This is a genomic window from Waterburya agarophytonicola KI4 (assembly GCF_020640915.1).
Taxonomy (GTDB): domain Bacteria; phylum Cyanobacteriota; class Cyanobacteriia; order Cyanobacteriales; family Xenococcaceae; genus Waterburya; species Waterburya agarophytonicola.
The window spans coordinates 19,089-43,638 of record NZ_JADWDC010000041.1 but is presented as its reverse complement, the minus strand read 5'-3'; the positions used below and the strand labels follow the sequence as shown (position 1 = coordinate 43,638).

The following is a 24,550-nucleotide window of genomic DNA, read 5'->3' as shown; positions in this document are numbered from 1 at the left end:
CTTCTTGACAACCACACCATATCTAGTGTCTACCACGGGAATTACGGTAGAGCCACTATGTTTGAATGTAGGGGTAAATAAATGTCAAATATCCCTATAGTGTTAGTTAGACTAAATATTTATAAAATCATCTACCGTAATATCCACGGAATCAACATTATTCACAATTGCCAAAATAAGCCCGCTGTTGGTAGTGTCAACAATTAAGGTTGCCGTTCCTTCAGAGTTATTAATAATACTTAGATCGCTAAATCCGAGAGAGGAAGTCAAACCAAATAAATCTTCGCCATTCTTGAAGTCATTGATAATATCTGTACCAGTAGCAGATTCTAAGACAAAAGTATCCCAACCCGAATTGCCGTAGAGTTTATCGTCACCCTGTCCGCTATAGATAAGATCGTCCCCCGCACCACCATTGAGTGTATCGATTCCACTTTCTCCATAGAGAGTGTCGTTATCATCATGACCGCTAAAGAAGTCATTGCCCGACCCACCTAAGAGAAGATCTTGACCGACTTTGCCGTAGAGTTTATCGTCACCGCTACCCCCATCGAGGGTGTCATTACCAGTTTCTCCATTAAGAGTATCGCGATCGCTACCCCCATCTAAGGAATCATCACCATCGCCACCGACTAAGGTATCTAATCCCTGTCCTCCATAGAGAATATCGCGATCGCTTTCTCCATCAAGCAGATCATTATCATTGCCCCCATTGAGGGTATCAATATCATCTCCTCCATAGAGAGTATCATTATCATCATGACCGCTAAAGAAGTCATTGCCCGACCCACCTAAGAGAAGATCTTGACCGACTTTGCCGTAGAGTTTATCGTCACCGCTACCCCCATCGAGGGTGTCATTACCAGTTTCTCCATTAAGAGTATCGCGATCGCTACCCCCATCTAAGGAATCATCACCATCGCCACCGACTAAGGTATCTAATCCCTGTCCTCCATAGAGAATATCGCGATCGCTTTCTCCATCAAGCAGATCATTATCATTGCCCCCATTGAGGGTATCAATATCATCTCCTCCATAGAGAGTATCATTATCATCATGACCGCTAAAGAAGTCATTGCCCGACCCACCTAAGAGAAGATCTTGACCGACTTTGCCGTAGAGTTTATCGTCACCGCTACCCCCATCGAGGGTGTCATTACCAGTTTCTCCATTAAGAGTATCGCGATCGCTACCCCCATCTAAGGAATCATCACCATCGCCACCGACTAAGGTATCTAATCCCTGTCCTCCATAGAGAATATCGCGATCGCTTTCTCCATCAAGCAGATCGTTATCATTTCCACCCACAAGAGTATCGTCACCTAAATCACCATAAAGACGATCTCTGCCAACAAAACCAGCAATAACGTCATTGCCATCGCCTCCTCGAATAGTATTATTTGTATCGTTGCCAATAATGACATCATCATCATCACCTGCTATATACTCTGTAGTATTAATAACTACAACATTCGCAACAAATAAATTGAAACTATCCCTAACAGATCCGATACCATCAGTGGCAGTAATCTCAATTTCTAAAAGACTAACATCGTTGTTGCTAGGGTTGACAATACTACTCAAAATGCCGAGAGTAGAATCAAATTCTAACCAATCGGGTAATGTCGAACCATTCGACAAACTTGCGGTGTAACTTAAAATATCGCCATCAAAATCTTCAAAAGTACCCGAATCAATTTGGAAGCTAAATGGTTCGTCTACAACGGCAATTTGGTCTGATATTTGATTGCTACCGAGGGTAGGGACAGTATAGAGGGCTAGTTCAGAACCATAATAATTATTATTAGCATCATCAGGAGCTAAATTGCTGTTGTAGGTAATATTGGCAATTGTTACGGTAGGTAATGTATCGGGCATACCTCCTTGATTGAGATTGCTAAGTGCCGCTTCTTCATCTATAGCAAAAATTGCTCCTCCTAAACCTTTTCCATTATCTAAATTAGAATTGGTATTGCCACCAATACCTCCAATTGTTTGGTTATCCGTAAAAGTGGAATTGTATGCGACTAAATTGCCAGAACGAATAAATATTGCGCCACCGAAGCCAGCTCCACCACCACCATAACCGCCGTAACCACCATTTCCACCATAACCACCATAACTCAAATAACCGATAGAACCATCGTCTCCCGTACTTCGTATTCCTCCATAGCCACCACCAAATCCACCAGCACCCCCATCTCCACCAGCACCTCCATCTCCACCAACACCGCCTAAATTACTTTCGCTGTTATCTCCACCCCAACCGCCGTAGCCACCTAAGCCACCAGTACCGCCACCGCCACCAAATCCACCATCTCCACCATCTCCACCATCTCCACCAATACCCCCATCTCCAGCAGCACTGCCATCGCTGCCATGACCGCCAAACCCACCGAAGCCGCCATTTCCGCCACCGCCACCAAATCCACCATCTCCACCATCTCCACCAATACCCCCATTTTCACCAGCATCGCCTAAATTACCGTCGCGACCATTACCACCGTGACCCCCTTCTCCACCTCCAGAACCGTAATTTGACCATCCATCTGTTTGATATCCGCCATCATAGGTATACTCGCCATTACTGCCATAATTGCCATAGCTACCAAAATTAACATCCAAGCTGTTGAGATTATTAAAACTACTTTGACCTTCAAAACCCTGTTGGCTATTACCACCAATCGCTCTATTATTGATAAAATTGACGTTGTTTACTCTGACATCTCCGTCATAAATAAACAATGCCCCTCCCATACCAGCACCACCACCAGAACCATTACCACCTTTAGCTACGCCATTAGTTAGGGTTAAATCTTGCAATAGCACATTGCCTTGACTAATAAAGAGGATAGGTCGATCTGTACCATCAAGATCGATAGTGCCGTTGTTATTGTTATCTCCACTGACAGTGCGATCGTTACCATTAAGGATAATATTGCTTTCAATGACAGTTTCCATGCGTTTTAGATCGCTAGACAACATTAGACGTACATCATTCTGTAGCTCGATGGTGTCTGTATCAGGATTTATATTTGCTTGGGCTATTGCCCAGCTTAAGCTCCCCGATACATCTCCTCGACCATTATCTGTTGCTTGATTTACGTTGAAAGTTGCCATAATTATTTCTGTGGTTAATTATTAAATTGATGAGCTATTAATAATTACAAAATACTAACGAGTAAGGCAGTTAAGTCTGCATCGATAAGCCCGACCGACTCTACTATCGCCAAAGCTATTTTCGCTTTTATTAAGTATTTAGATTTACTCCATTAGAATTCCCAACTTAGCCCATAAATATAACAAGTTTGCTCTCTCAATCTAAATTTAAAATTAAGCAAAAATTACGTATATTTCAATGTATCGATACGTTAAAAGCTAATTATTTTAAAGACTTCAGGTTTTGGCAGAAAAATTTTATCTCGGGTTTCTGTAGCGATCGCTGATTGTGCTAAAATTATTTTTATAATGGGAGTGGGGACTCTTTGCGCCAAACCTCACTATTACCATTATGAGAATTTATTTTTTGATTAAACCATATCTAGCGATCGCCTGTCAATAATTTATTTTTGAAATCACTAAAATACACAAAGATTACCGATACTATATGTTTAGCGATTGAGTTGATTGCTTTTGTATTTAATAACCAATGACCAATAACCAATTACAAAATCATCTCAAAAAAAGCATTATCTAGTTCGTAACCAAATAGCTTTGCCATCGACTTTAAACGCGATCGCTCTGGAATGTTTTGCTGTTGTAACCAGTCCGATAACACAAAAATTTTATTCATCACGAAAAGCTCTAAAGCTTCGGGATTAAAAATAATACCTTCGGTGCGATTAAATTGATGGGGTACTAACATCGCCACATAACGAGCTAATTCCCCTGTTTTCCAATCTAGTAAAAATGGTATCCAAGGATATACCGAATCTAATCTGACATACCATAGCCTGATCTCTGGTATTTCGGAAAGTTCGCGGGGATCGTCGGCTTCTCTAGGATAAGCGATCGCAAACTGTAATTGCTGTTCGTAGTCAAGCAGTTTTTTATCTTCAATCCAAGACTCAATTTTATTCTCAATAATAGATAAATCCAAATTATTGATGGCTTGAGTATCTAGAGTTAATTTTATAGTCACAATAAATATTACAAAAGTAGAGAATATGAGGATAATTGTATTAAGTTAAAATTAACTTTACTAGTTCTATGAAAATATCAGTATATATTTTAAGTTAAAGTGGTAATGACTATGTATAAGTTATATCGACTCACATTTAATGAGTTTCGCCGATGAAGACGACCCAGGCAAGCCAAATACCAATCAACTCTTTCGATGATGCTGTAACTCGCTGTCAAGAATTAGGAATGCGAGTTAGTCGCCAGCGTCGCTATATTCTAGAATTGTTATGGAAAAACGAGAACCACCTTTCTGCAAGAGAGATCTACGATTTGCTCAATCAAGAAGGCAAAGAAATTGGTCATACATCAGTGTATCAAAATCTCGATGCCTTATCTGCTGGAGGCATAATCGAATGTGTGGAACGTTCCGATGGAAGACTGTATGGTAATATCAGCCATTCTCACAGTCATGTAAACTGTCTCGATACCAAGCAAATAATTGACGTACAGGTTGAACTGCCAAAATCTGCGATCGAGAAAATTGAAGCAGAAACGGGAGTAAAAATTACCGACTATCGTATCGACTTTTTTGGTTATAAACAAGAGTTAGAATAATCACGCTCCAAGATGGTTAAACCAACAATCCAAAACAAAAAAACAATTTAGCTAACTTTTGTAAGCATTTTAGAGACAAAAACTTGTGTTCTTTGTTACTAAAATGAGAAAATATTAAGTCCTTAGCTAAGGTTTTAGTTAGATAGCTATAAAAAGGAATCTTTATAATTCATTGGAGTAGAAAAAGCGCAATAAATAATTGTATTTTTGTATTTTTATATTTTCCTATCCCTTGATTTTAAAGTCTATAGACATTTCAGACGCTAAGATAAAACTGAAGCCCTAGACCACAAAGCAGTACAAGACAAGCCAGCCCTCCTGGTATTTATTTAAGAAGAATATGGTTCAGACTCCTATCAAAACATCCAAAGTAGAAAAACTAAAAGAACGTAGTAACTTTTTAAGAGAACCTCTTTTAACCGAGCTTAAGCAGGATACTACGCATTTTAGTGAAGATGCAATTCAAATCTTGAAGTTTCACGGTTCGTATCAACAAGATAACCGCGACAATCGGGTAAAAGGTCAAGAAAAAGACTATCAAATGATGTTGCGTACTCGCAGCCCAGGGGGATTTATTCCGCCAGAATTATTTTTAGCTTTAGATAAGCTGTCGATAGAATATGGCAATCAAACTCTTCGAGTCACAACTCGTCAAGGATTTCAAATTCATGGAATTTTAAAGAAAAATCTCAAAGAAGTAATTAAAAATATCCTTAGTAGCATGGGTTCTACTTTGAGTGCTTGTGGAGATGTCAATCGCAACATCATGTCTCCTCCTCCACCCTTCAAGAATAAACCTGAATATCAATATGCTTTTGAATATGCAAATAATATTGCCGATCTTTTAAATCCTCAAAGTGGTGCTTATTATGAAATTTGGCTGGATGGAGAAAAAGCTATTAGCGCTCAAGAAGCTCCTGAAGTAGTAGCAGCCAGAAAAAGTAAAGGTAAGGGAATGATTGTAGAAAATAGCCCCGAACCTATTTATGGCGAACAATTTTTACCTCGTAAATTCAAAATCTGCGTGACCGTACCTGGAGATAACTCCATTGATGTCTATACCCATGATATTAGTTTGGTGGTGATGACTAACAAAAAAGGAGAACTACAGGGCTTCAATGTTCTTGCTGGTGGTGGCTTGGGGCGTACCCACAATAAAGAAGAAACTTTTGCTCGAATTTGTGATGAAATTGGCTATATAGATAAAGCAGATGTCTACGATCTAGTTAAAGCAATTGTAGCAACTCAACGAGACTACGGCGATCGCTTTAATCGTCGTCATTCTCGCATGAAGTATTTGATTCACGACTGGGGCGTAGAGAAATTCAAATCGACAGTTCAAGGTTATTTGGGCAAAGAACTAAAACCCTACAAAAAATTACCTAAATGGGAATATCAAGACTTTTTAGGTTGGTACGAACAGGGAGATGGCAAATGGTTCTTTGGTATTGGGGTCGAGAATGGGCGTGTCAAAGATGAAGGTGCTTTTCAACTCAAAACAGCCCTCAGAGAGATTGTAGAGCAGCTAAATCTGCCCATGCGTTTATCTGGCAATCACAATATCATTTTGTGTGAAATTGCTCCAGAACACAAAGAAACTGTAGAAAATATCCTCAAAAACCGAGGTATAGAAACCGATCCCGAAGCGATCGAACCATTAACTCGCTATTCTATGGCTTGCCCCGCATTACCTACTTGTGGACTAGCAGTTACCGAATCAGAAAGAGCTTTACCAGGAATTACCGATCGTATTCGGTCATTATTGAATAAACTAGGAATGGTAAACGAACACTTCACGATCAGGATGACGGGATGCCCTAACGGTTGCGCTCGTCCCTACATGGCAGAGCTTGGATTCGTTGGCAGCGCGCCTGGCAAATATCAGATTTGGCTAGGAGGTACGCCAAACCAAACTCAATTAGCCCAACCATACGAGCAAAAGATGCCCGTAGAAGATCTTGAAACCTTCTTTGAGCCTATTTTCGTTTTCTTTATGCAAAATCGCAAAGCAAAAGAAAGTTTTGGTTCGTTCTGTAGTCGTGTTGGGTTCGCTGCTATTCGCAATTTTTCTGCAAACTACACCATAGGAAGCTATATGGATACAGATACTACTAAACGCAAATTCCGTAAAAACCAACGTCGCGTCAGCGTACCCGATGAGGTTTTCCCCCAACTAAAAGAAATTGCTCAGAAAGAAGGCAGACCGATGAATCAGATTATTGCTGATGCCTTAAGCGATTATTTCACGAAAAGCAAAGAAGCCTGATTTTTGCTGATTAAAACAAACAAAATAAATATTTAAGAGACTGCCAAATGGACAGTCTCTTTCTTTTCATATGTCAAAATGTAATATATAAAGTCATCAACTTCAATTCACTTTCGTTCAGCCTCACTATAGTAGTGACTATAGTAATGATAAGAATTACTACTACGATTTACTTGATTGGCGATAACTCCCAACACAGGTACATTAGACATCCTAATATTGTCAATGTTTTGTTTGAGTAAAGAGCGATCTGTTTTACCGATTCGGACTACTAATACTACTCCATTAGTACGAGTTGACAATATTCTACCGTCAGCAAAGCCCAGAATAGGAGGAGTATCGTAAATAATCAGATCATACTTTCTACTACTCTTGAGTCGCTCCATCAAGGTGTGCATTTTCTGCGAAGCTAGCAAACGAGTGGGATCGGGAGGAATATCTCCTGCGGTAACTACTGATAAATTCTCCCACTGAGGAACTTTGACAATTGCTTCTTCTATATCTAATCCCGTTGCCAAAACATTACTCAACCCCTCTTCATTCTCCACACCAATCCAGCGATGAACTTGAGGACGACGTAAATCTGCATCAATTAAAAGAACTTTTTGTCCCATCGCCGCCGCAGCTTGAGCTAAGTGACAAGAAATAGTTGACTTTCCTTCACTAGGGATAGAAGAACTAATTACAAAAGAGCGAATCGAAGTATCAGAACCCAACAGCTTAATATTGGTATTGAGAGAACGGAATGCTTCGAGGAAAGGAGATGCACCATACCACTTTTGTTTGCTATTGATAGTAGTGGATGTTGACTCGGGTTTAGGAGAGTTATTGAGATTGAGAGTAGTATTCCCAATTTGTAATTGCGGCAGATTCAATTTCTCTTTTTTGGGAGAAGTTTCTAATTCGTCTAGAGGTTTGAGATCTTTTTGAACTGGAATCAAACCGAGTATGGGTAAATTGATACTTTCTTTTAATTCTTCTGAAGAATGGAAGACAGGATCGAGACGTTCTGCTAACAAAGCTGCACCAAGACCTAATAAAACCCCAGAAACTAAACCCAAAGCAAGATTACGGGGAGGGTTAGGAGAAATTGGTCTTTCAGTAACAATTGGTTGAGCAATGGTTTGCCAGGGCAGCGCTTGTTGCGCTCCTTTAAGCTGTAATTCTTCTTGAGCAGTTAAAAAACGAGTCAAGCTTTCTGTAGCTACAGTCAACTCTCTTTTCAAATCTGTATATTGACGAGCAATAATAGGCATTTGCTTGGTCAAATCTTCTAATTGAGACATAGCTTCTCCTAGAGCCTGCTGCCTAATCTCCAAGATTTCAATTTTGTTTGCTGCTTGGATATATTGCTGATTCAATTCCAAACGCAAGGAACTAGGAGAAGTAAGATTGGGAGTATTCTCTACTGAATTAGCTAGATTGTCTCCCAAGATGCCCCCAGCCTCTTGTTGTAACAAGATCAGTAATTTATTTTTCTTTTCTTCTAAATTTTGAACTATAGGATTAGATGGCAAAAAGCGAGCCGATTCTTGCGCCAGCTCTACTTCCACTTTTTGTAATTCGTTTAAAAGATTTTGATAGCGCGGTGATTCGCTCAAATAACTAGCAGCCAATGCTTGCTGAGGTTGTAAGCCTAGTTGCTTTTGTAAAAGAGCGTATAAAGATCTTGTTTCTTTTAATTCTGATTGAGTTGCAAAGTAATTTTGCTCGAAATCGACCTGTTTGTTGGCTAAAATTTCTGCTTGTTTTTCTGGATTGAGCAGATTGTATTGTTGGCGAAATTTTTGTACTCTTCCTTGTAAGTCGTCAACTCTATTTCTAACTTCAGGCAACTGGCTTTCAACAAAATCAAGTCCTTGTTTGACTTCAACTCTTCGTTCTTCGAGAGAATAGCGTAAATATGCTTCGGATAAATTATCTAAGACATATTGAATTTTTTGAGGATCTTCATCAACATAAGACACTTCTAGAATTTTGGTTTGATCTACCTGCTTGATTCTAAGAGGTTGTTTTTTGGGTTTGATTAGTTCTTTATATTCAAGTTCGGGATATTTGCTTTGAAGATTTTCAACTATCGGATCTAAAACATGAGGACTTTGCAATACTTCTATCTGAGAATCATAATCTAAGCCGCCAAAATCTTGTTGCAACAAGGATAGAGGATCTTCTTGCTCTTCTGCTAAAGGCTCAACTAAAAGTTGAAATTTGCCTTGGTATAAGGGTTCTTGATTATATGTAATTAATGCTACTGCTGTAGTTACACCAAAAGCAACAGCACCAATTAAACGCAGACGATGTTTAACTATGCTCGCCAATTGACGCAGATCGAGACCATCCCCATCTACTTCGCTGCTTACGACTTGATTGACAACAGGTGGAGAATAGAGATAACCATCATTTCCATTTTTATCGCCAATTCTATTACCGTTTCCATTTATTACAGGAGGATAAGCAGAACGATCTGAACTTCTATCGGGCATTATGTCATCAATCCTCACAACACGGATTATTTTAAAAATATTATTCGCATAGTAACCCATTGCTGCAATTCTGAAGTAGAAGCAATGGGTATTTTTGTCTCTAAATTTTAGAAAATGGCGTTAAACAAGCCAAATAATCCACCAAGGGGGCTAGTAACTTTACCTACACCATCAAAAGTTTTAGTCGATCCAGAGCGACCAACTACAACTACGTCGTTACGATTGAGTACGGGGTTAGTTTCATCATTCACTTCTGCTCCTAAATCCACTTTGATTTTACGCTTTTCTACCGTACCATTGGGCTTTAAACTGACCAGTTCGACTTCTTTACTATTAGCACGCTGACTATCAAAGCCCCCTGCAGCTAAGATTGCTTGGTTTAAAGGAGTGTTGGGTTGAACATTTACTGGTCCAGGGTTAACTACCTCACCTACCACGTTAACTGAAATTTCTCCTGGGGAGATAGTACCAGCAGCAATAGTTTGACTGTCTGCTGAGGTTATTTTATCCGCTTTGGCAATTACAATTTTGTCGCCATCTTGCAGAATAATATCTTGGTCGGTATCTCCAGCAGTAATTAATTCCCAAAGATCGACTTTGATTAGCTTTTCCGAACCGTCCCAAGATGTACGTTTTACTTGTACATCTCTAACATCGGCTAGGGGTTTGATCCCATTTGCTCCGACCAAAGCCTGAGATAATCTGGGAGGAATAGATTCTTGTCTGCCTTGGTTTGCACCGTTTTCATTACCTCTACTCAACAATTCGGGCTGAATAAAGTGAGAACCTGGGCGATAGACTTCACCAACTACCGCTACTTGGATCGGTTTATCAGACTGCAACCCGAAACTAGCTTGAGCTAATCTATTCAATTCACTCGTGTTGATCTCATCTGTGGTGGGAATAAATATGTCGTCACCGTCTCTCAGGGATATATCTTCTCTAACTTTACCTTTGGTGAGCAAATTCCATAGATTAGAGTTATATACTACTTCTTTGCCTTTAACTTGTCGGCGGACTCTTACATTACGTACGTCAGCAATCGTAGTGATCCCACCAGCTTGTTGAATAATATCGGTAACGCTAGGAAATTGAGGATTATCGGCTTCTAAAGCAACTTCATAAGAGCCTGGGTTGTCAACTTCTCCAGAAACACCAATTTTGAGAGGACGAGGTGCAATTAAACCAACTGTAATGATTGGCCGTTTGAGGTAAGTGGAGTACTCTTTAGAAACTTTATCCGATGTTTCTTTGAGGCTCAATCCTCTCACATCTACTCTACCAACTAAAGGTAAACTAATTGTGCCATCTACTAGTACGGGATAATCCCCACTATATTCTTCTACTTGGAAGATGTTGAGATTTATTTTGTCTCCAGCTCCGAGAGTATAATCACTTTCTCCCGTAGCGAACTCAATACTTTCTGCTGGTAAAGCAGGGGGTAAGTCTGGTTGGGAAGAATTATTGTTTTCGAGGGGGGGTAAATCTCGATAGTTGATACCTTGTTTTTCTGTTGTAGCCTCATTGGAGCCTGCATCTTGCAGTTCTATAGTATTGTTTTGAGCCATTGCTGGAGTAGCAGCAAGAGTCAAACAGAGGGATAATGCGATCGCACTGTAGCTATTAACTCGATCTAAAAATAATTGATACAAAACGGATGTATTTTTCATAAAAATATCACAATGAAAAGAAGTTGATTATTGCGACTAGACTAACATTATTGTCTCTTGAAGTTAAAATGTCGAAAAAACGAAAACAAAAGTTTCCTTTTTTAGTTGGTTCAAAGTGGACTGCTATCCAAAAAACCTGGGGTTGGAGGCATTTCCAAGTTATTGCTCGCAAGAACCAAGGAAAATGGATATTTGCAGAAATGGTATCATCATGCGATCCCCAGACTAAGTTTTGGCTGAATGCTATTCAACTTAAAGATGATTCCCTTTGGCTACCTGGATGGAAAACCATCCAAGAGATAGAAGAGTTAGAGGACAGTAATGATGTTAATAATTCTAGCTATTAAGTTTGTTTATATGTTTAAAGATTAAATCAAGTTTTTGCGAACAACGTTTAATAAATAAGGTTTGAAAAGATAATAACATTATCTTTGGTAATTGTTATTTTAGTTTGTGTATAAAAATCTGAGATCGACATAAAGTATCGATGAACAATTTGACTGTAGCATTAGCAAATGTCCGCAAAATATGCGATGAAGTTTCGCCAGTTGATAAATTTTTCTTGGACTAACGCAAAATTGAGCTAGCCCTCCAAAAAATAAGTGTAGACCGAGAATTGTCAGTTTGGTAGAATTTAAAGTTTATAGGCAGAATACACCACATTCCCAAGTTCAAAAGCTCGAAGGGTATTTTAAAACGTTTGAAATATATTGATTAGAGCGATCGCCTTAGCTTGGAAAAGCGATCGCTCTATAGTTAGCTTGATGGCGAAAGGGAAATTTTAAATTTCTGCTGGTTCGACATAGAAAGCAATACCATTTTCTCCTTCTGGTTGGTAATCAGGAGATTCGAGATAAATATCTTTGGTTTCGGATGAAGGAGTATAGAAGTGAGCATCTAAACTTTCGTTATAGAAACGATAGAGAGGAACTGTACCTTCTTGCTCGCTTTCATAACCATAGTAAGCAATACCTTCAAAAGAATAGTTAGAATTTTCTATGGCAGCATCTTTTTCGATATCGGAAGTAGTATAAAGATGAACTCCCGTGCTAGTGTTGAAAAATCGGTAGACGGGATCGACTCCACTTATATCTTCTCCTTCTACAGGTTCGTCAGCAGCAATAAAAGAAACTCCCTGTAGTTGGTATTGAGGAAAGTTCTCTACAAGATAATCTCGCTCGAATTCGTTAGCAGTGTAAAACTCTAGTTGTAAGTCGTTGTTGAAAAAACGATATACTTCAACATCGTCATCTTCTGGTGCTTCTGGCTCGAAGCCATCCGCCGTGACGGTAATCCTGGCTATCTGATAGTCTTCAGCCGTAAAATCTGCATTAGTAAAATCAGACGAACTTAAAATTCTTCCGTCTGGATCGAAGCCTGGATGAGTTGTTACTAAACCATTTTCGATTTCTCCCGTATTCGGTTCTGCTTGACTAAAAAAAGCAGTACTATTTTCTGCTTCGTCATTTACTTCTGTTCCTGCATCCAATACTTCATTTCCCGCAACGGTGAAGTCTGCACCCAAGAAATTACCATCTTGATCAAAGATTTCATGAGCAATAGGATCGCCATTAGCAATAAATCCATCATTGGATGGCAATACCATCGCTGCATAATTTAAGTAACGACTGCTAGCCAAAGAGCGATCGACAGTAAAAGTAAAAGAAGTAGTCTCTCCTACGTCAATTACTCCTGGATTTGCTCCTCCATCTCCAACAATAACGTCTTCAACAAATCCCGCGCCACTATTGAGGAATTCTTCAGAAAATAATGTAGTATCGCCATCTTCTGCTAGACTCTCCAATCCAGCAGAAGCAGGTCTATTGCGATCGTAGGTATCAAAATCCCCATCGTGAAAACCAACCCACAAAGGAGTTAAAGCCGTTCCTTGTTCTGGACTGAGGTTTTCGACGGTGACAGTAACCTCTACTAGGTCTGGAGAAGGAGGAAGGGGTTCGTCGTCATTGCGGATGCTAATTCTGGCTATTTCGTATCCAGGTTCGGTAAAATCAGTACCAGTAAAATCCCCTCCAGCATTGGGATCGCTGCCGTCTTCACTTAAAATTCTCCCACCTTCAATAAACCCACGATGAGATTCAATTACTCCTCCTTCAATGTCTCCCGTATTGGGTTCTGCTTGACCAAAAAAAGCAGTACTATTTTCTGCTTCGTCATTTATTTCTGTTCCTGCATCTAAGACTTCATCGCCATAGATAATAAAATCTGCGCCCAGGAAATTACCCTCTTGATCAAAGACGGGAATAGCTAATGGATTGCCATTGGCAATAAAAGCATCGTTGGATGGCAAAACCATCGAAGCGTAGTTAAAATAGCGACTGTTGGGATCTTCGCTATCTAGAGTAAAGGTCTGAGTGACAATTTCCCCTGGATCTATCGGTCCTTCAATACCATCCAGACCGAGAAGAGTTCCATCAACTGTCCCATTGCCACTATTCAAAAATTCTTGGGAAATAACTTCTGTATCTCCATCTTCAGCCAATCGTTCGACACCGAAAGATGCGGGTCTGCCTCTGTCGTAAGTATCAAATTCTCCATTGTGAAACCCTACCCATATAGGAGTAATAAAAGTTCCATTTTCTGGAGCAAGATTTTCAATAGTTACGGTAACATTCGTTTCTGGCATTTTGAGTTCCTTTTAACTAATTTTTGAGATAGATTGTTGCTGTTTTCTTATTAGTTACAAAGTGATGCTTTTTGCTATTTGAGCGATCGCCTTTTGCTTAATCAGAAAATATATTTTGCTTTGTTTGCTGAGATTAAAGTATCAAAAAATGTTCTTTCCACATGGCAATTAATCTTTTTAGAGGAATTGAACGCAATTCTAGCTCTTGATTTATAGTATGAATTAGCCATGAGTTATCGATTGTCTACTTTAATATTTTCAATCTACCTTTACTCAAGAAAATGAGAATTGAATGAGATAATAATTAATTATTGCTGTTAACAAAAGACAATCTGTACTACTTTTTGTATTTAGATTGGTGTAAAAATTTAGATACTTAACATAACAGATATTTTAAGAAACGTCCCTATGGTGTGTGCAACAAAATGCGACAATGATTGAGCATCAAATAAATCATTTTCGTCAACATGACAATTGCGATCGCAACTGCTATAAAATCTATTATTGATAGCAAAACAGAATTAGTCGAACTAGCTCAGGCTGATGTTCCTTGGCAAACCAAAATAAGCCAGGCGGTAATTAAAAGTAGCCAGCCCATATATCTAGTATTTCCTCAGTCTGTAGATATTTTGGCAGCTATAGTCAAACAAGCATCTCAAGAGCAATGGCGGATCTTAATTTGTGGTAATGGTACTAAATTAAATTGGGGTAATTCTGCTAGGGATATTCAATTAGTCATTAGTACCCAAAAATGCGATCGTCTTATCGAACATGCCGTAGGAGACTTGACAGTAACCGCAGAAGCGGGGATGAAATTAAAAGATCTCCAGGTAATATTGCGATGGCACAATCAGTTTTTACCCATCGATCCTAGTTATCCCGACACGGCTACCCTAGGGGGAATAGTTGCTACCGCCGATACGGGTAGTTGGAGAGAACGTTATGGCGGTATTCGGGATTTGTTACTGGGAATATCTTTGGTTCGTGCTGATGGTGCAATTGCCAAGGCAGGAGGAAGGGTAGTCAAAAATGTGGCTGGCTATGACTTAATGAAATTATTTACGGGAGCGTATGGTACTTTAGGCATAATTAGTCAACTGACTTTTCGTACTTTTCCCATAATTGCTACTTCCCAAACTGTATTATTAACAGGAACGGTAGATAGTATTGCCACTGCAACCAAAACCATTCGTAATTCTGGTTTGACTCCTACTGCAATGGATTTGTTATCCAACAATGTAATCGATCGATTAGAGTTAGAGGGAAATGTTGGTTTAATAGCGCGCTGGCAGACAATTCCAGAAAGTATTCAACAACAGATAGAACAAGTAAAAGCGACCGCAATTGAGTTGAATTTAGCTACAAATACTTATCAAGAGCAAGGGGAAATAGACTTGTGGCAAAAATGCACCACCATTACTAGCGTTTCTAATTCAGAACAAGCCGTCATTTGTAAAATAGGGATTTCCCCTACTGCTGCGGTAAATTTCCTACAATTAAAAGAGATTATTGATAATAAGATCGCTATCAGAATTCATGCTAGTAGCGGTATCGGACAATTGCAGTTAAATAATCCAGATCGCCAAATAATTAACCAAATGCGATCGCATTGCCAAGCAAATCACGGCTTTCTCACTATCCTCAATGCGTCAGAAACAACTAAGCAAGAATTAGATATATGGGGATACCAAGGTAATGCCATTAAAACCATGCAAGCCATCAAAAACCAATTCGATCCACAGCATATTCTCAACCCCAACCGCTTTATAGTTTAATCAATTAAAAAAAAATCTTATACATTAAAATCTAGAGCGATCGCAAATGACTAATTTTGATAGCAAAAATCCCCCCCAGCCCGAACTAATAGACAGTTGCGTTCATTGTGGTTTCTGTCTTGCTACTTGTCCTAGTTATCGAGTAATTGGTAAAGAAATGGATTCCCCTAGGGGCAGAATCTATCTTATGGATGCCATTAATAAAGGAGAAGCTACTATAGACGTCGCAACTTCCCAACATTTTGATTCCTGCTTGGGTTGTTTGGCTTGTGTAACAACTTGTCCTTCTGGAGTCCAATACGACAAACTTCTGGCTGCTACTCGCCCTCAGATCGAAAGAAACCAACCTCGAAATCTCAGCGATCGATTAATTAGGACTTTAATTTTTAATTTATTTCCCTATCCCAAGCGCTTGCGCAATTTACTCCCACCTCTATGGCTGTATCAAAATTCAGGTTTGCAAAAACTACTACGCAATACGGGAATATTAAACAAGTTGACTCCCCGTTTAGCAGCAATGGAGTCAATTCTACCTCAAATTACTGCTGATTCTTGGCAAGACAATCTACCCGAAATCATACCTGCTAAAGGAGAAAGACGCTATCGTGTTGGCATGATATTAGGCTGCGTCCAACGATTATTTTTCTCTCCCGTCAACGAAGCTACCGCTAGGGTATTAACTGCAAATGGTTGTGACGTGATCATTCCCTCCAGTCAAGGATGCTGTGCTGCTTTACCCACCCACCAAGGGCAAGAAGTACAAGCACAGACTTTAGCCAAACAGATGATTGATAGTTTTATCGAAGAAGATTTAGACGCAATTATCATCAATGCTGCTGGTTGCGGACATACTCTTAAAGAATACGGTCATATTTTGGCAGAAGATCCTGAATATGCCGAAAAAGCACAATTATTTGCCAGTAAAGTTCGAGATGTTCAAGAATTTTTGTCAGAAATAGAATTTACTGCCGAATTACATCCTTTAACATCTGACGAATTAACCGTAGTTTATCAAGATGCTTGTCATCTATTACACGGTCAAAAAATTAGCTTGCAACCTCGCCAATTATTAAGAAAAATTCCTGGAGTCAAATTACGCGAACCCATCGATGCGCGATTATGTTGTGGTAGTGCGGGAATATATAATATGTTGCAGCCAGAAACCGCAGACGAACTAGGAAAACAAAAAGCAACCAATCTAATTAATACGGGTGCGAGTTTGATTGCTTCCCCTAATCCTGGGTGTTCTCTCCAAATTCAGAAACATTTAGACGATCGAGATTCCAACCTCAAGCTATTACATCCTATCGAATTATTAGATTATTCAATCCAAGGTAAAAAAATAGAAATTTAATTATTGGAAACCAACCATACAAAATAACCATACAAAAAAAGTACTGTCTTAAGTTCAAGATAGTACTTTTTCGATTGTGTAAATAAGGAAAAGAGTTAAATTGAAGCACAATTAATTATCTCTCTTGACTCTTTTCCTCGGACTAAGTTTTTAAAGCTTCAAAATACAAGTAGATTCGTAATCTATGTCTAGCACTCTTATGTCTAACACTCTGTGTTAACAGCTAGATCGTAAATTGTCACCAATACAAGTATGAGAGAAAGAGACAATATTTCCATATATTAGTAACTTTCTGCTGCGTACAACCGTGTAATAAATCACAGTTTATTTATAAATATCATATTAAACTTTCTTATTTAACCTTGTCAATATATCAGCATCAATTTATCTTAAGGGAACAAATAATGAATATCGGCTAGTCTCCTGCTACGGGGATATGTTCTTCATCCAAAGATTCGGGAACATCAAACAGGACAGTAGTCATATAATTTTCTGCCCATTCTTCGCCAAAAGCCTTCTCTAAAACCCGACGAGTTTTATCATTTTGCTGTTGTTTATTGCAATAATATTGTTGCCCTGCTAAATATAACTTTTGTTCTCGATCAGATATGGGAGTAGATTGCACTGCTTGTTGACAATGAATGCGAAGATAATTGGCAGCAACATCTAAAAAATCTTGTTCCTCTTCGATGTTATTGGGACGAACAAATAAACAGTATTCCGAGAAAATATCAGCCCAGGGAGGTAATTCTCTAATTTCGGTAAAATTAGTTTTGGTTAAAGCAGAAAGACGCTGAAGATAACCAGCAGAAAGAGTCTTTTCAGGGCTTGTCGGGGAAAGATCGGCGATCGCAGCACTAATTCCCCCTCTACCTGCTACGATATCGCAACCAAACATAGGTAAAGCATATTCTGGGCGAGGAAACATCACGCAGTGCAGAATATCCAAATTTTTCCCTACCTTGGCTAATTCTAGGTGCATCTTGCGAAATTGGGGAGCTTGGTAACAGCGGTTTTCAATTCTCAGTTTTTCCCCTTCTAGCTTACCCTCAACATAACCCAATCCTTCTGGTAGAGAATAGGGAGATAGTTCCAAATATTTATGCCAATAATTAATAATTCTTTCGGCAAGTCGGTGTATTAAAGGATGTTGCTCTTGACGTAGAGAGGGTTGAGAAGTTTCTAACATTGCAGATTATAAAAAAGCTTTATCTAGGCATATAAATATTAGTAGCCACAGATGTCTATAAATTTAACGATATACTGATGACTGACTTTATAGATATGTTTAGCTATTAATCGTAATAGATTTTAGTGCAGGAGATGTAGTTATGTTTGGTTTAGGCATACCCGAAATGGCAGTAATTGGTTTGGTAGCGGTACTGGTTTTTGGTCCCAAGAAAATACCAGAAATCGGTAGTGCATTAGGTAAGACTATACGAGGTTTTAAAGAAGAAATGGACAATCCATCACTAGATGAGGGAAAAGAAACAGAACAAGACTAAATCGTTGATTAATTGGTAACTGATTTAATATCAAAACCTCAAAAAAATCGTTCGTCATTGTCATTGTTCAATATGCCGAAAATTCAATAATTAATCATTTAGCATTCTGTGGTTGCTGTGGTTAGGTGGATAATTTTTTCAAAACAAAAGTCATCAACTAAAGAAGAGATCGCCAGTACTAAATCGGCATTTTGTTGGGGAACTTGTTCCAATAGACTGTAAATCTCTTTTGTATTAGCCGCTGTTGCATAGTAATTTAACTGTTCAATCCATTCAGATGACATAATCGTCAACATTTTGGGGTCGATCGTTTTGCGTTGAGACTGAGATCCAGTAGAGATAGTGCGAACGGGAGTTTCATAGATATATGCGACTTTTAAATGATGGGCAATTTTGAGCCACAATTCTTCTTCTTGGAAAGGAAGATTTAGTAAATCATCACATCCAGAAGACAAAATAAACTGCTTTTGCTCTTTAAATTGAGAAGCAGTGATAGCAATAATGACTACAGACTTGTCCGTTCTTTTAATATGTTGAATAGCTTCATACCCATCCATAACAGGCATTTGTAAATCCATCAAAATTAGATCTGGCAACCAATCAGACCATATAGCGATCGCTTCGATTCCATCAATTGCTTCTTTGACTTCAAAACCGACTATCTCTAATAACCTGACTAAAAATTGACGATTTTCCCAACGATCTTCCGCTATCAAAATTTTGGGTATAATTTGATTTGGCTGCAAGCCGATTACGCGGAGGAATTCTGAAGACTGAGCAATAGGTTCGCCTATTTCGATTTGAATACTAAAACTAAAGCTCGAACCTCGATCTACCTGACTGGTAACTTTAATTTCTCCCCCCATCAACTTCACGTACTGCTGAGAAATTGATAAGCCCAATCCAGTACCAGAGTGAGATTGACTACCAGTTTTGGTCTGCACGAAAGGAACGAATAAATCGCTTAATTCTTCTGGTGCTATGCCATACCCCGTATCTTCGACTCCAAAGTCTAGTTGATTAGGTTTTTGGGGATTGTAGCCAATTTTAAGACTTACTTGCCCTTTGGGGGTAAATTTGACTGCATTAGCCAACAAGTTGATCAAAACTTGCTGCAATTTTTGGTCGTCGGTTTGAATGTATTGAGGAACGAGATCGTTACGTTGAATCACAAAATTTATATTGTTAGCTTGGGCTTTAATGTTCAACATCTCTTCGATTCCTTTGAGCATTCGATACAAATCAAAGTTGTTTTTTGTTAACACCAATCGTCCTGCTTCTATTTTAGAAACCTCCAATACATCATTGATCAATGCCATCAAATGCTCTCCACTATGGCTAATAATACGGAGTTGTTCTTGGTGTTCCGAATTCAAACTTGAATCTCGCTGCATCAACTGTATAAAGCCCAAAATAGCGTTCATAGGAGTCCGCAATTCATGGGTCATTTGAGAAAAGAAAATATTTTTGACATTATTGGCAGCTTTGGCTTCTTGTAGTGCCGTCGCCAATTCAATTGTCCGAGATACTACTTGGGTTTCTAAGTTTTTTTGTAAATTGCGTAGCTGGAGATGAGTTTTTACCCTAGCTATCACCTCTTTAACTTGAAAAGGTTTGGTGATATAGTCCACACCTCCAACCCGAAAGGCATTAACTTTGTCCCTTGTTTGATCCAAAGCACTCATGAAAATAACTGGAATAGAACTAGTCGTATCTTCTTCTTTCAAAAAACGACAAACTTGATAACCGTCCATCTCTGGCATATTGATATCGAGTAAAATCAGATCTGCCCAACCAGTTTGTGCGATCTCGATCGCTTCTGTTCCATTATCTACCGAGCGTACTGTATATCCCCTTCTGGTGAGTATGCGAGAGAGCAAATCTAAATTGTCTAATACATCATCGACAATCAAGATCTTATCTTGGTTTAGAGGAAGGGGATCGGACATAGATGTCACTCGCCAAAAAAGTTCTGAGGGAACACTATCTTAACTTTGGATTGTGAGATTTTGTATTTTATGGTCATTAATAACTAATTTTTGAAACCAAGCTTCAAAGCGATCGCCTAATGCTTCTAAAGAATATTCTGATTCTGCTTGACGACGACATGCAGCGCGATCGAGCTTATTTATTTGCTTGATCGCTTCTACTAAGCCTGTAATACTATCTGGTTCGACCAAAAACCCCGTGCGATCGTGTTGGACAATCTCAGCCGGTCCTCCGCGACGGTAAGCAATAATGGGAACGCCGCAGGCTAAAGCTTCGATTGCCACATTGCCAAAAGCTTCGATCCAGCGAGGAGTCATTAATAACCCACGACATTGACCCAACTCTTTTTGTAGTTTTTTTGTATCCAAAAATCCTTGATATTCGATAGGTGCATCAGGAAAATCACGACATATTTTTTGCCAATATTCTTCATCTTGTATTTTGCCAAAGATCTTTAAGGGAGTATCGGTAATATTTATAGCAGCTACCGCGTCTTCTAGGGCTTTTTCAGGGGCAATTCGACCGAGCCAAGCCAAACAGTCTTGAGGCGCATTGTTAAACTCATAGAGGGCAATATCAATGGCACTGCTGAGAATTTCGCACTCATCTCCAAACGAAAAAGTATCGGCTTGAGACTTGGTATAAACGCCAAATGTCCCTGGATATTGGTCGATTACTTGTTCCATAATGCGATCGCTAGCAGTTGTCATCGACCCCATACTGATAAAATGAGCGATGGTAGTCTCAAAAAAAGGCGTTAAATAAAACGGCAACCAATCAAAGGCAAAATTAACCACCAGATCGTACTCCAGCTGCACTTGGCGGGCATACTCCCACATATTAGCCAGCACCCCATTATCGGGCATATAAATCGGCATATCACGACTTTGAGTCTGCACGGGTACTTGTAAATTACCACCAATGGTAATCACTTCAACACCGTTCAACCAAGAACCTGCTGGGGCAACTACTTTAATGTGATGTCCTCGACGACACAACTCTTGCGCCAGATTCTGTACTGTTAATTCTACTCCTCCACCCTGTCCCGAACCTAACGAACCGACAGAAGTAGATAAAAGAAGAATTTTGAACATAGTTATAATTTCTTTGCAGCATTAGCATTATAGAGATCTAAGGCAACTTTCATTAACGAGAGGAATAAACTCCCCTGTCTCATTGGGAATAAAGTAGGTAGCGGTAAACTTATCTGGACTGTCTTTGACAATTTCTGTTCGTAATGGCGTAGTTTGTGCTTTTCTGACGATCGTTCCCGACCAAATTAATTTATCGTCTTGCCAGTCTTCGGCGACTAAACTATAAGAAACTATAAGAATTTCCATTACTCACTATTGCAGAGCGAATTAGTTGTTGAGATGCTGCATCATATCCCATAAAATCATGGGAAGTAATCGCTAATTCTAATTGTGCTGGGATTAAAGAAGTTTGCGGAGATTGAGCCTGGGCTATATTGTCAATTAAAGCTAAGTTGATCGGGGGCAATAATAAGAACCAATAAAAAGTCTTGTTGAGCGATCGCCTTAAAGTTTTGAGCATCTATATAGAAGTTGAATCATAGATCTAGTTTACAGGCTTCATATTCTACTAAATTTACCGTTGCTAGAAGCCAAATTGCGATCGCTTGACGAACTAGGAAGAGAGACGCGCTCGAATTGCTGTAATGCCCATCTAGCAGTGTTTCTTACTTCTATATCGTGAGTTTCCGTCATTTCTGACAAACGATCTATCAGAGATATAATAGACTGATATGAAAGATTCAATTGTTGAACCGCATTCTGTCTAGCTTCGGCACTTTCGTTCTCTAGAGACATAGACGAAATGTGATCGATAGTTGCCAAATTACCCTCGGTGATTTGAGTAATGGCATCCAAAATTAAGCTCTTTTCTAAAGAGTCAACTTGAGCAATAATCTGCACCAAAGGCTCTATCGACCTCAAGTCATTGGTCTGACCTAATTGCCAAATTGCCTTCCGTCTCAAGTCTGTTTGTCCGCTTATTCTCTTAGATGTAGAGCTTCGTTGTAAATCTTGGATTAGTTCAAAAACTACATCAATTTCAGTAGTATTGGAAGTAACAATAGTTAGCTTCCCCGTAATATCCGAGTCTATTATAGGGTTTTGTGTCTCAGCCAATTCTTGCGATACTTCCGCTATGGTCATTTCTGGCTCGATCGCTTTCAATAGTTTGATATCAGTTGATTCTGTACTGACTATTGGCTGATAGTCAAATTCTTCATGAAGGCTCATCCCAATCATGGGTAATGTTGACTCGGTAACTAATTCTTCTGTTACAGCCAATTGATTATCTTTTTCTTGAGATTCTATGCTGTTTGCATTTTCCAGGGAAACTAGTTCCTTTGATTGTTCTGGTGGTTCTTCTTCTTTTTTGAAGAGCATTAAAAGAACAAATAAAAACAAGATAGAAGTTACCGCTATACCTATCAAAGACAAACGCTGATTAGTTTTTTCTGCTGGTTGTTCCTGAATACTTTGAACTAACTGTTCTGGTTTTTCAATCGATATCTTAGGGATATTCTCTTTGGTGATTTCGGTGGTTATGTTCAGAGCGACATTATTTGAATTTTCATTCATCCCTATAGCAAAGCTATTCAAGTCTAGGCATAAACCGAATAAAGTGACATAAAGAACAAGAAAACGGAAATTAATCATAATAATAAATTGGCAATTTTTAAAATCGATGTTTCAGATCGCAATTAAAATTGCGATCGTCAAAACTATGAATCAAAATCTAACTATCAGGTACTTACCTGCAAAGACCTAAGATTAAACTTTCTATACTAGAAAATCAAATAAATCTAAAGTATTAAGCAAAAAACAGACTGTTACCAAATCTTGTTAATTTAAAATTTCGAAAGGCTTAAAATAGAGTACAGATTAAATTATTGCCCGATCAAAAGCATTAGGAGTATAAGTAAATTGACAGATAAATCAAAGCCATCTCCTCAGTTACCCAAACTACCAACCTCCGCCATTGAAGCCGATCATAGCTTGCAAGCTCAAAGCCAGAGTTGGTTTGAATATCCAGTCAAAGCCCAACCCCATCATACAGATTATGCAGGAATTGTGTGGCATGGTACTTACTTAGCTTGGATGGAAGAAGCAAGAGTAGAATACTTACGTTCAATTGGCATTGAGTTTGCCGATCTTGTTGCTTTAGGTTGCGATTTACCAGTAGTCGAACTTTCTATACGTTATCATTTGCCAGTTCGTTTGGGAGTTTCGGCAATAGTCAAAACCCGTCTGGTGGAAACAAAAGGAGTTCGGATTAATTGGGATTACGAAATTCGCTCCTACGATGGTCAAGAATTGTTTATGACGGGCAAAGTAGTCTTGGTGGGAGTAGATCGGGAAAAAGGCAAAATTATGCGTAAATTACCTCCTGTAGTTCAAAATGCTTTAGTTAAGCATATTACAATCTAATTAACGTCACGGCTATATCACCGCCAAAACAAACATCGACATCAGTACCTGGAGTGCGATCGCGATCGCTATATTTGCCTTGATAGTAGTAATTATCTCCTTCCATCAGAAAATCTACAGGTAAAGGATCGATACTAGGTTGGCACAAAACAATTTTGGGTTCGGGTTGTTCAGGTTCGAGATGGGGTAAATTAACATTCCAAAAACTACCAGGGGGTAAAGGACGAGACAGTAGATCGGTTAATACTCGGCTCGTCCAATTAGTTGCTACTTGCCAATCAATGACTAAAGGTTTTTTAATCCAGTGAGAAATAGCAATCCCAGGAATGCCATGAATAGCTGCTTCTCGCACTGCTGCTACAGTGCCAGAAATATAGACATCTGTTCCTAGATTTCCTCCTGCATTGATTCCCGATAACACTAGTTTGGTATTGGTAGCTATTTGAGTAATTGCCATGCGAGTACAGTCCGCAGGAGTCCCATCTAGAGCATATTCGGTAGTCGATCTTTTCTCTAGTTTAATACCTTTGTGGGTAGTTACTTGATGTCCGCAACCAGAATATTGTTGATTGGGGGCGACAATGATACTTTCTCCTGAAACCGCTTGTTGCAAGGCGCGAATCCCATCCGCATCAATACCATCGTCGTTAGTTAAGATAATTGTCATTT

At 39.1% G+C, this 24,550-nt stretch carries 19 protein-coding genes; 7 read left to right on the top strand and 12 right to left on the bottom strand.

Annotation, left to right across the window (positions count from 1 at the left end):
* Nucleotides 1-111: 111 nt before the first annotated feature.
* Entirely contained in the window at nt 112-3,120 is a 3,009-nt protein-coding gene (locus I4641_RS15450) for a putative Ig domain-containing protein (RefSeq protein WP_229641446.1), read from the bottom strand.
* Between the two features lie 544 nt (nt 3,121-3,664).
* Nucleotides 3,665-4,141 carry a CRR6 family NdhI maturation factor gene (locus I4641_RS15445; protein WP_229641445.1) on the bottom strand — a complete coding sequence of 159 codons (477 nt, stop codon included), beginning with the start codon at nt 4,139-4,141 and terminating at the stop codon, nt 3,665-3,667.
* A 152-nt stretch (nt 4,142-4,293) separates the two neighbouring features.
* Here I4641_RS15445 and I4641_RS15440 point away from each other — a divergent pair, with 152 nt between their 5' ends.
* Together I4641_RS15440 and sir are read left to right on the top strand one after the other, a co-directional pair.
* Nucleotides 4,294-4,737: a Fur family transcriptional regulator gene (locus I4641_RS15440; protein WP_229641444.1), complete on the top strand. Its 444-nt coding sequence runs from the start codon at nt 4,294-4,296 to the stop codon at nt 4,735-4,737.
* Nucleotides 4,738-5,077: 340 nt separating this feature from the next.
* Nucleotides 5,078-7,003 carry a sulfite reductase, ferredoxin dependent gene (gene sir, locus I4641_RS15435; RefSeq protein WP_229641443.1) on the top strand — a complete coding sequence of 642 codons (1,926 nt, stop codon included), beginning with the start codon at nt 5,078-5,080 and terminating at the stop codon, nt 7,001-7,003.
* 107 nt (nt 7,004-7,110) lie between these two features.
* Here sir and I4641_RS15430 read toward each other — a convergent pair whose 3' ends face one another.
* Both I4641_RS15430 and I4641_RS15425 read right to left on the bottom strand, forming a co-directional pair.
* The gene (locus I4641_RS15430; RefSeq protein ID WP_229641442.1) at nt 7,111-9,486 is read right to left on the bottom strand and encodes a GumC family protein; all 2,376 of its coding nucleotides are present in this window, start codon (nt 9,484-9,486) and stop codon (nt 7,111-7,113) included.
* Between the two features lie 107 nt (nt 9,487-9,593).
* Complete coding sequence (locus I4641_RS15425; protein WP_229641441.1) at nt 9,594-11,156, bottom strand: polysaccharide biosynthesis/export family protein; 1,563 nt, start codon at nt 11,154-11,156, stop codon at nt 9,594-9,596.
* A 68-nt stretch (nt 11,157-11,224) separates the two neighbouring features.
* Between I4641_RS15425 and I4641_RS15420 the strand changes: the two genes are divergently transcribed.
* Complete coding sequence (locus I4641_RS15420; RefSeq protein ID WP_229641440.1) at nt 11,225-11,503, top strand: TIGR02450 family Trp-rich protein; 279 nt, start codon at nt 11,225-11,227, stop codon at nt 11,501-11,503.
* A 434-nt stretch (nt 11,504-11,937) separates the two neighbouring features.
* Here I4641_RS15420 and I4641_RS15415 read toward each other — a convergent pair whose 3' ends face one another.
* On the bottom strand, nt 11,938-13,800 hold the full coding sequence (locus I4641_RS15415) for a spondin domain-containing protein (protein WP_229641439.1): 1,863 nt from the start codon (nt 13,798-13,800) through the stop codon (nt 11,938-11,940).
* A 467-nt stretch (nt 13,801-14,267) separates the two neighbouring features.
* Here I4641_RS15415 and I4641_RS15410 point away from each other — a divergent pair, with 467 nt between their 5' ends.
* Together I4641_RS15410 and I4641_RS15405 are read left to right on the top strand one after the other, a co-directional pair.
* Entirely contained in the window at nt 14,268-15,575 is a 1,308-nt protein-coding gene (locus tag I4641_RS15410; protein WP_229641438.1) for an FAD-binding oxidoreductase, read from the top strand.
* A gap of 46 nt (nt 15,576-15,621) precedes the next feature.
* On the top strand, nt 15,622-16,929 hold the full coding sequence (locus I4641_RS15405; RefSeq protein ID WP_229641437.1) for a (Fe-S)-binding protein: 1,308 nt from the start codon (nt 15,622-15,624) through the stop codon (nt 16,927-16,929).
* A 415-nt stretch (nt 16,930-17,344) separates the two neighbouring features.
* On the opposite strand, the gene I4641_RS15400 is transcribed toward I4641_RS15405, so the two are convergent.
* Nucleotides 17,345-18,118 (bottom strand): phycocyanobilin:ferredoxin oxidoreductase, encoded by a 774-nt coding sequence (locus I4641_RS15400; RefSeq protein ID WP_229641436.1) that lies wholly within the window; start codon nt 18,116-18,118, stop codon nt 17,345-17,347.
* 142 nt (nt 18,119-18,260) lie between these two features.
* Here I4641_RS15400 and tatA point away from each other — a divergent pair, with 142 nt between their 5' ends.
* On the top strand, nt 18,261-18,434 hold the full coding sequence (tatA, locus tag I4641_RS15395) for a twin-arginine translocase TatA/TatE family subunit (protein ID WP_229641435.1): 174 nt from the start codon (nt 18,261-18,263) through the stop codon (nt 18,432-18,434).
* 98 nt (nt 18,435-18,532) lie between these two features.
* On the opposite strand, the gene I4641_RS15390 is transcribed toward tatA, so the two are convergent.
* Genes I4641_RS15390 through I4641_RS15370 form a run of 5 tightly spaced genes read right to left on the bottom strand, consistent with a single transcriptional unit; the run spans nt 18,533 to nt 23,110 of the window.
* Entirely contained in the window at nt 18,533-20,383 is a 1,851-nt protein-coding gene (locus I4641_RS15390; protein ID WP_229641434.1) for an ATP-binding response regulator, read from the bottom strand.
* Between the two features lie 39 nt (nt 20,384-20,422).
* The gene (locus tag I4641_RS15385) at nt 20,423-21,517 is read right to left on the bottom strand and encodes a glycosyltransferase family 4 protein (protein ID WP_229641433.1); all 1,095 of its coding nucleotides are present in this window, start codon (nt 21,515-21,517) and stop codon (nt 20,423-20,425) included.
* Between the two features lie 27 nt (nt 21,518-21,544).
* Complete coding sequence (locus I4641_RS15380; protein WP_229641432.1) at nt 21,545-21,763, bottom strand: hypothetical protein; 219 nt, start codon at nt 21,761-21,763, stop codon at nt 21,545-21,547.
* Nucleotides 21,738-21,977 (bottom strand): hypothetical protein, encoded by a 240-nt coding sequence (locus tag I4641_RS15375; RefSeq protein ID WP_229641431.1) that lies wholly within the window; start codon nt 21,975-21,977, stop codon nt 21,738-21,740. The genes I4641_RS15380 and I4641_RS15375 overlap by 26 nt, the downstream gene beginning before the upstream one ends.
* Nucleotides 21,978-22,015: 38 nt before the next feature.
* Nucleotides 22,016-23,110, bottom strand: coding sequence for a HEAT repeat domain-containing protein (locus tag I4641_RS15370; protein ID WP_229641430.1), 1,095 nt, complete (start codon nt 23,108-23,110; stop codon nt 22,016-22,018).
* Nucleotides 23,111-23,377: 267 nt separating this feature from the next.
* Here I4641_RS15370 and I4641_RS15365 point away from each other — a divergent pair, with 267 nt between their 5' ends.
* A complete protein-coding gene (locus I4641_RS15365) occupies nt 23,378-23,881 on the top strand; it encodes an acyl-CoA thioesterase (RefSeq protein ID WP_229641429.1) in 504 nt (167 codons plus the stop codon).
* Here the strand turns inward: I4641_RS15365 and surE are convergent.
* Nucleotides 23,871-24,548 (bottom strand): 5'/3'-nucleotidase SurE, encoded by a 678-nt coding sequence (gene surE, locus I4641_RS15360; RefSeq protein ID WP_229641428.1) that lies wholly within the window; start codon nt 24,546-24,548, stop codon nt 23,871-23,873. The two genes, I4641_RS15365 and surE, sit on opposite strands and share 11 nt — an antisense overlap.
* Nucleotides 24,549-24,550: the final 2 nt, after the last annotated feature.

What these genes read in the sequence shown, in the direction of transcription:
- I4641_RS15450 (WP_229641446.1), bottom strand. Translation starts at nt 3,120, where the DNA reads ATGGCAACTTTCAACGTAAATCAAGCAACAGATAATGGTCGAGGAGAT.
- I4641_RS15440 (WP_229641444.1), top strand. Translation starts at nt 4,294, where the DNA reads ATGAAGACGACCCAGGCAAGCCAAATACCAATCAACTCTTTCGATGAT.
- sir (WP_229641443.1), top strand. Translation starts at nt 5,078, where the DNA reads ATGGTTCAGACTCCTATCAAAACATCCAAAGTAGAAAAACTAAAAGAA.
- I4641_RS15430 (WP_229641442.1), bottom strand. Translation starts at nt 9,486, where the DNA reads ATGCCCGATAGAAGTTCAGATCGTTCTGCTTATCCTCCTGTAATAAAT.
- I4641_RS15425 (WP_229641441.1), bottom strand. Translation starts at nt 11,156, where the DNA reads ATGAAAAATACATCCGTTTTGTATCAATTATTTTTAGATCGAGTTAAT.
- I4641_RS15420 (WP_229641440.1), top strand. Translation starts at nt 11,225, where the DNA reads ATGTCGAAAAAACGAAAACAAAAGTTTCCTTTTTTAGTTGGTTCAAAG.
- I4641_RS15415 (WP_229641439.1), bottom strand. Translation starts at nt 13,800, where the DNA reads ATGCCAGAAACGAATGTTACCGTAACTATTGAAAATCTTGCTCCAGAA.
- I4641_RS15410 (WP_229641438.1), top strand. Translation starts at nt 14,268, where the DNA reads ATGACAATTGCGATCGCAACTGCTATAAAATCTATTATTGATAGCAAA.
- I4641_RS15405 (WP_229641437.1), top strand. Translation starts at nt 15,622, where the DNA reads ATGACTAATTTTGATAGCAAAAATCCCCCCCAGCCCGAACTAATAGAC.
- I4641_RS15400 (WP_229641436.1), bottom strand. Translation starts at nt 18,118, where the DNA reads ATGTTAGAAACTTCTCAACCCTCTCTACGTCAAGAGCAACATCCTTTA.
- tatA (WP_229641435.1), top strand. Translation starts at nt 18,261, where the DNA reads ATGTTTGGTTTAGGCATACCCGAAATGGCAGTAATTGGTTTGGTAGCG.
- I4641_RS15390 (WP_229641434.1), bottom strand. Translation starts at nt 20,383, where the DNA reads ATGTCCGATCCCCTTCCTCTAAACCAAGATAAGATCTTGATTGTCGAT.
- I4641_RS15385 (WP_229641433.1), bottom strand. Translation starts at nt 21,517, where the DNA reads ATGTTCAAAATTCTTCTTTTATCTACTTCTGTCGGTTCGTTAGGTTCG.
- I4641_RS15380 (WP_229641432.1), bottom strand. Translation starts at nt 21,763, where the DNA reads ATGGAAATTCTTATAGTTTCTTATAGTTTAGTCGCCGAAGACTGGCAA.
- I4641_RS15375 (WP_229641431.1), bottom strand. Translation starts at nt 21,977, where the DNA reads ATGCTCAAAACTTTAAGGCGATCGCTCAACAAGACTTTTTATTGGTTC.
- I4641_RS15370 (WP_229641430.1), bottom strand. Translation starts at nt 23,110, where the DNA reads ATGATTAATTTCCGTTTTCTTGTTCTTTATGTCACTTTATTCGGTTTA.
- surE (WP_229641428.1), bottom strand. Translation starts at nt 24,548, where the DNA reads ATGACAATTATCTTAACTAACGACGATGGTATTGATGCGGATGGGATT.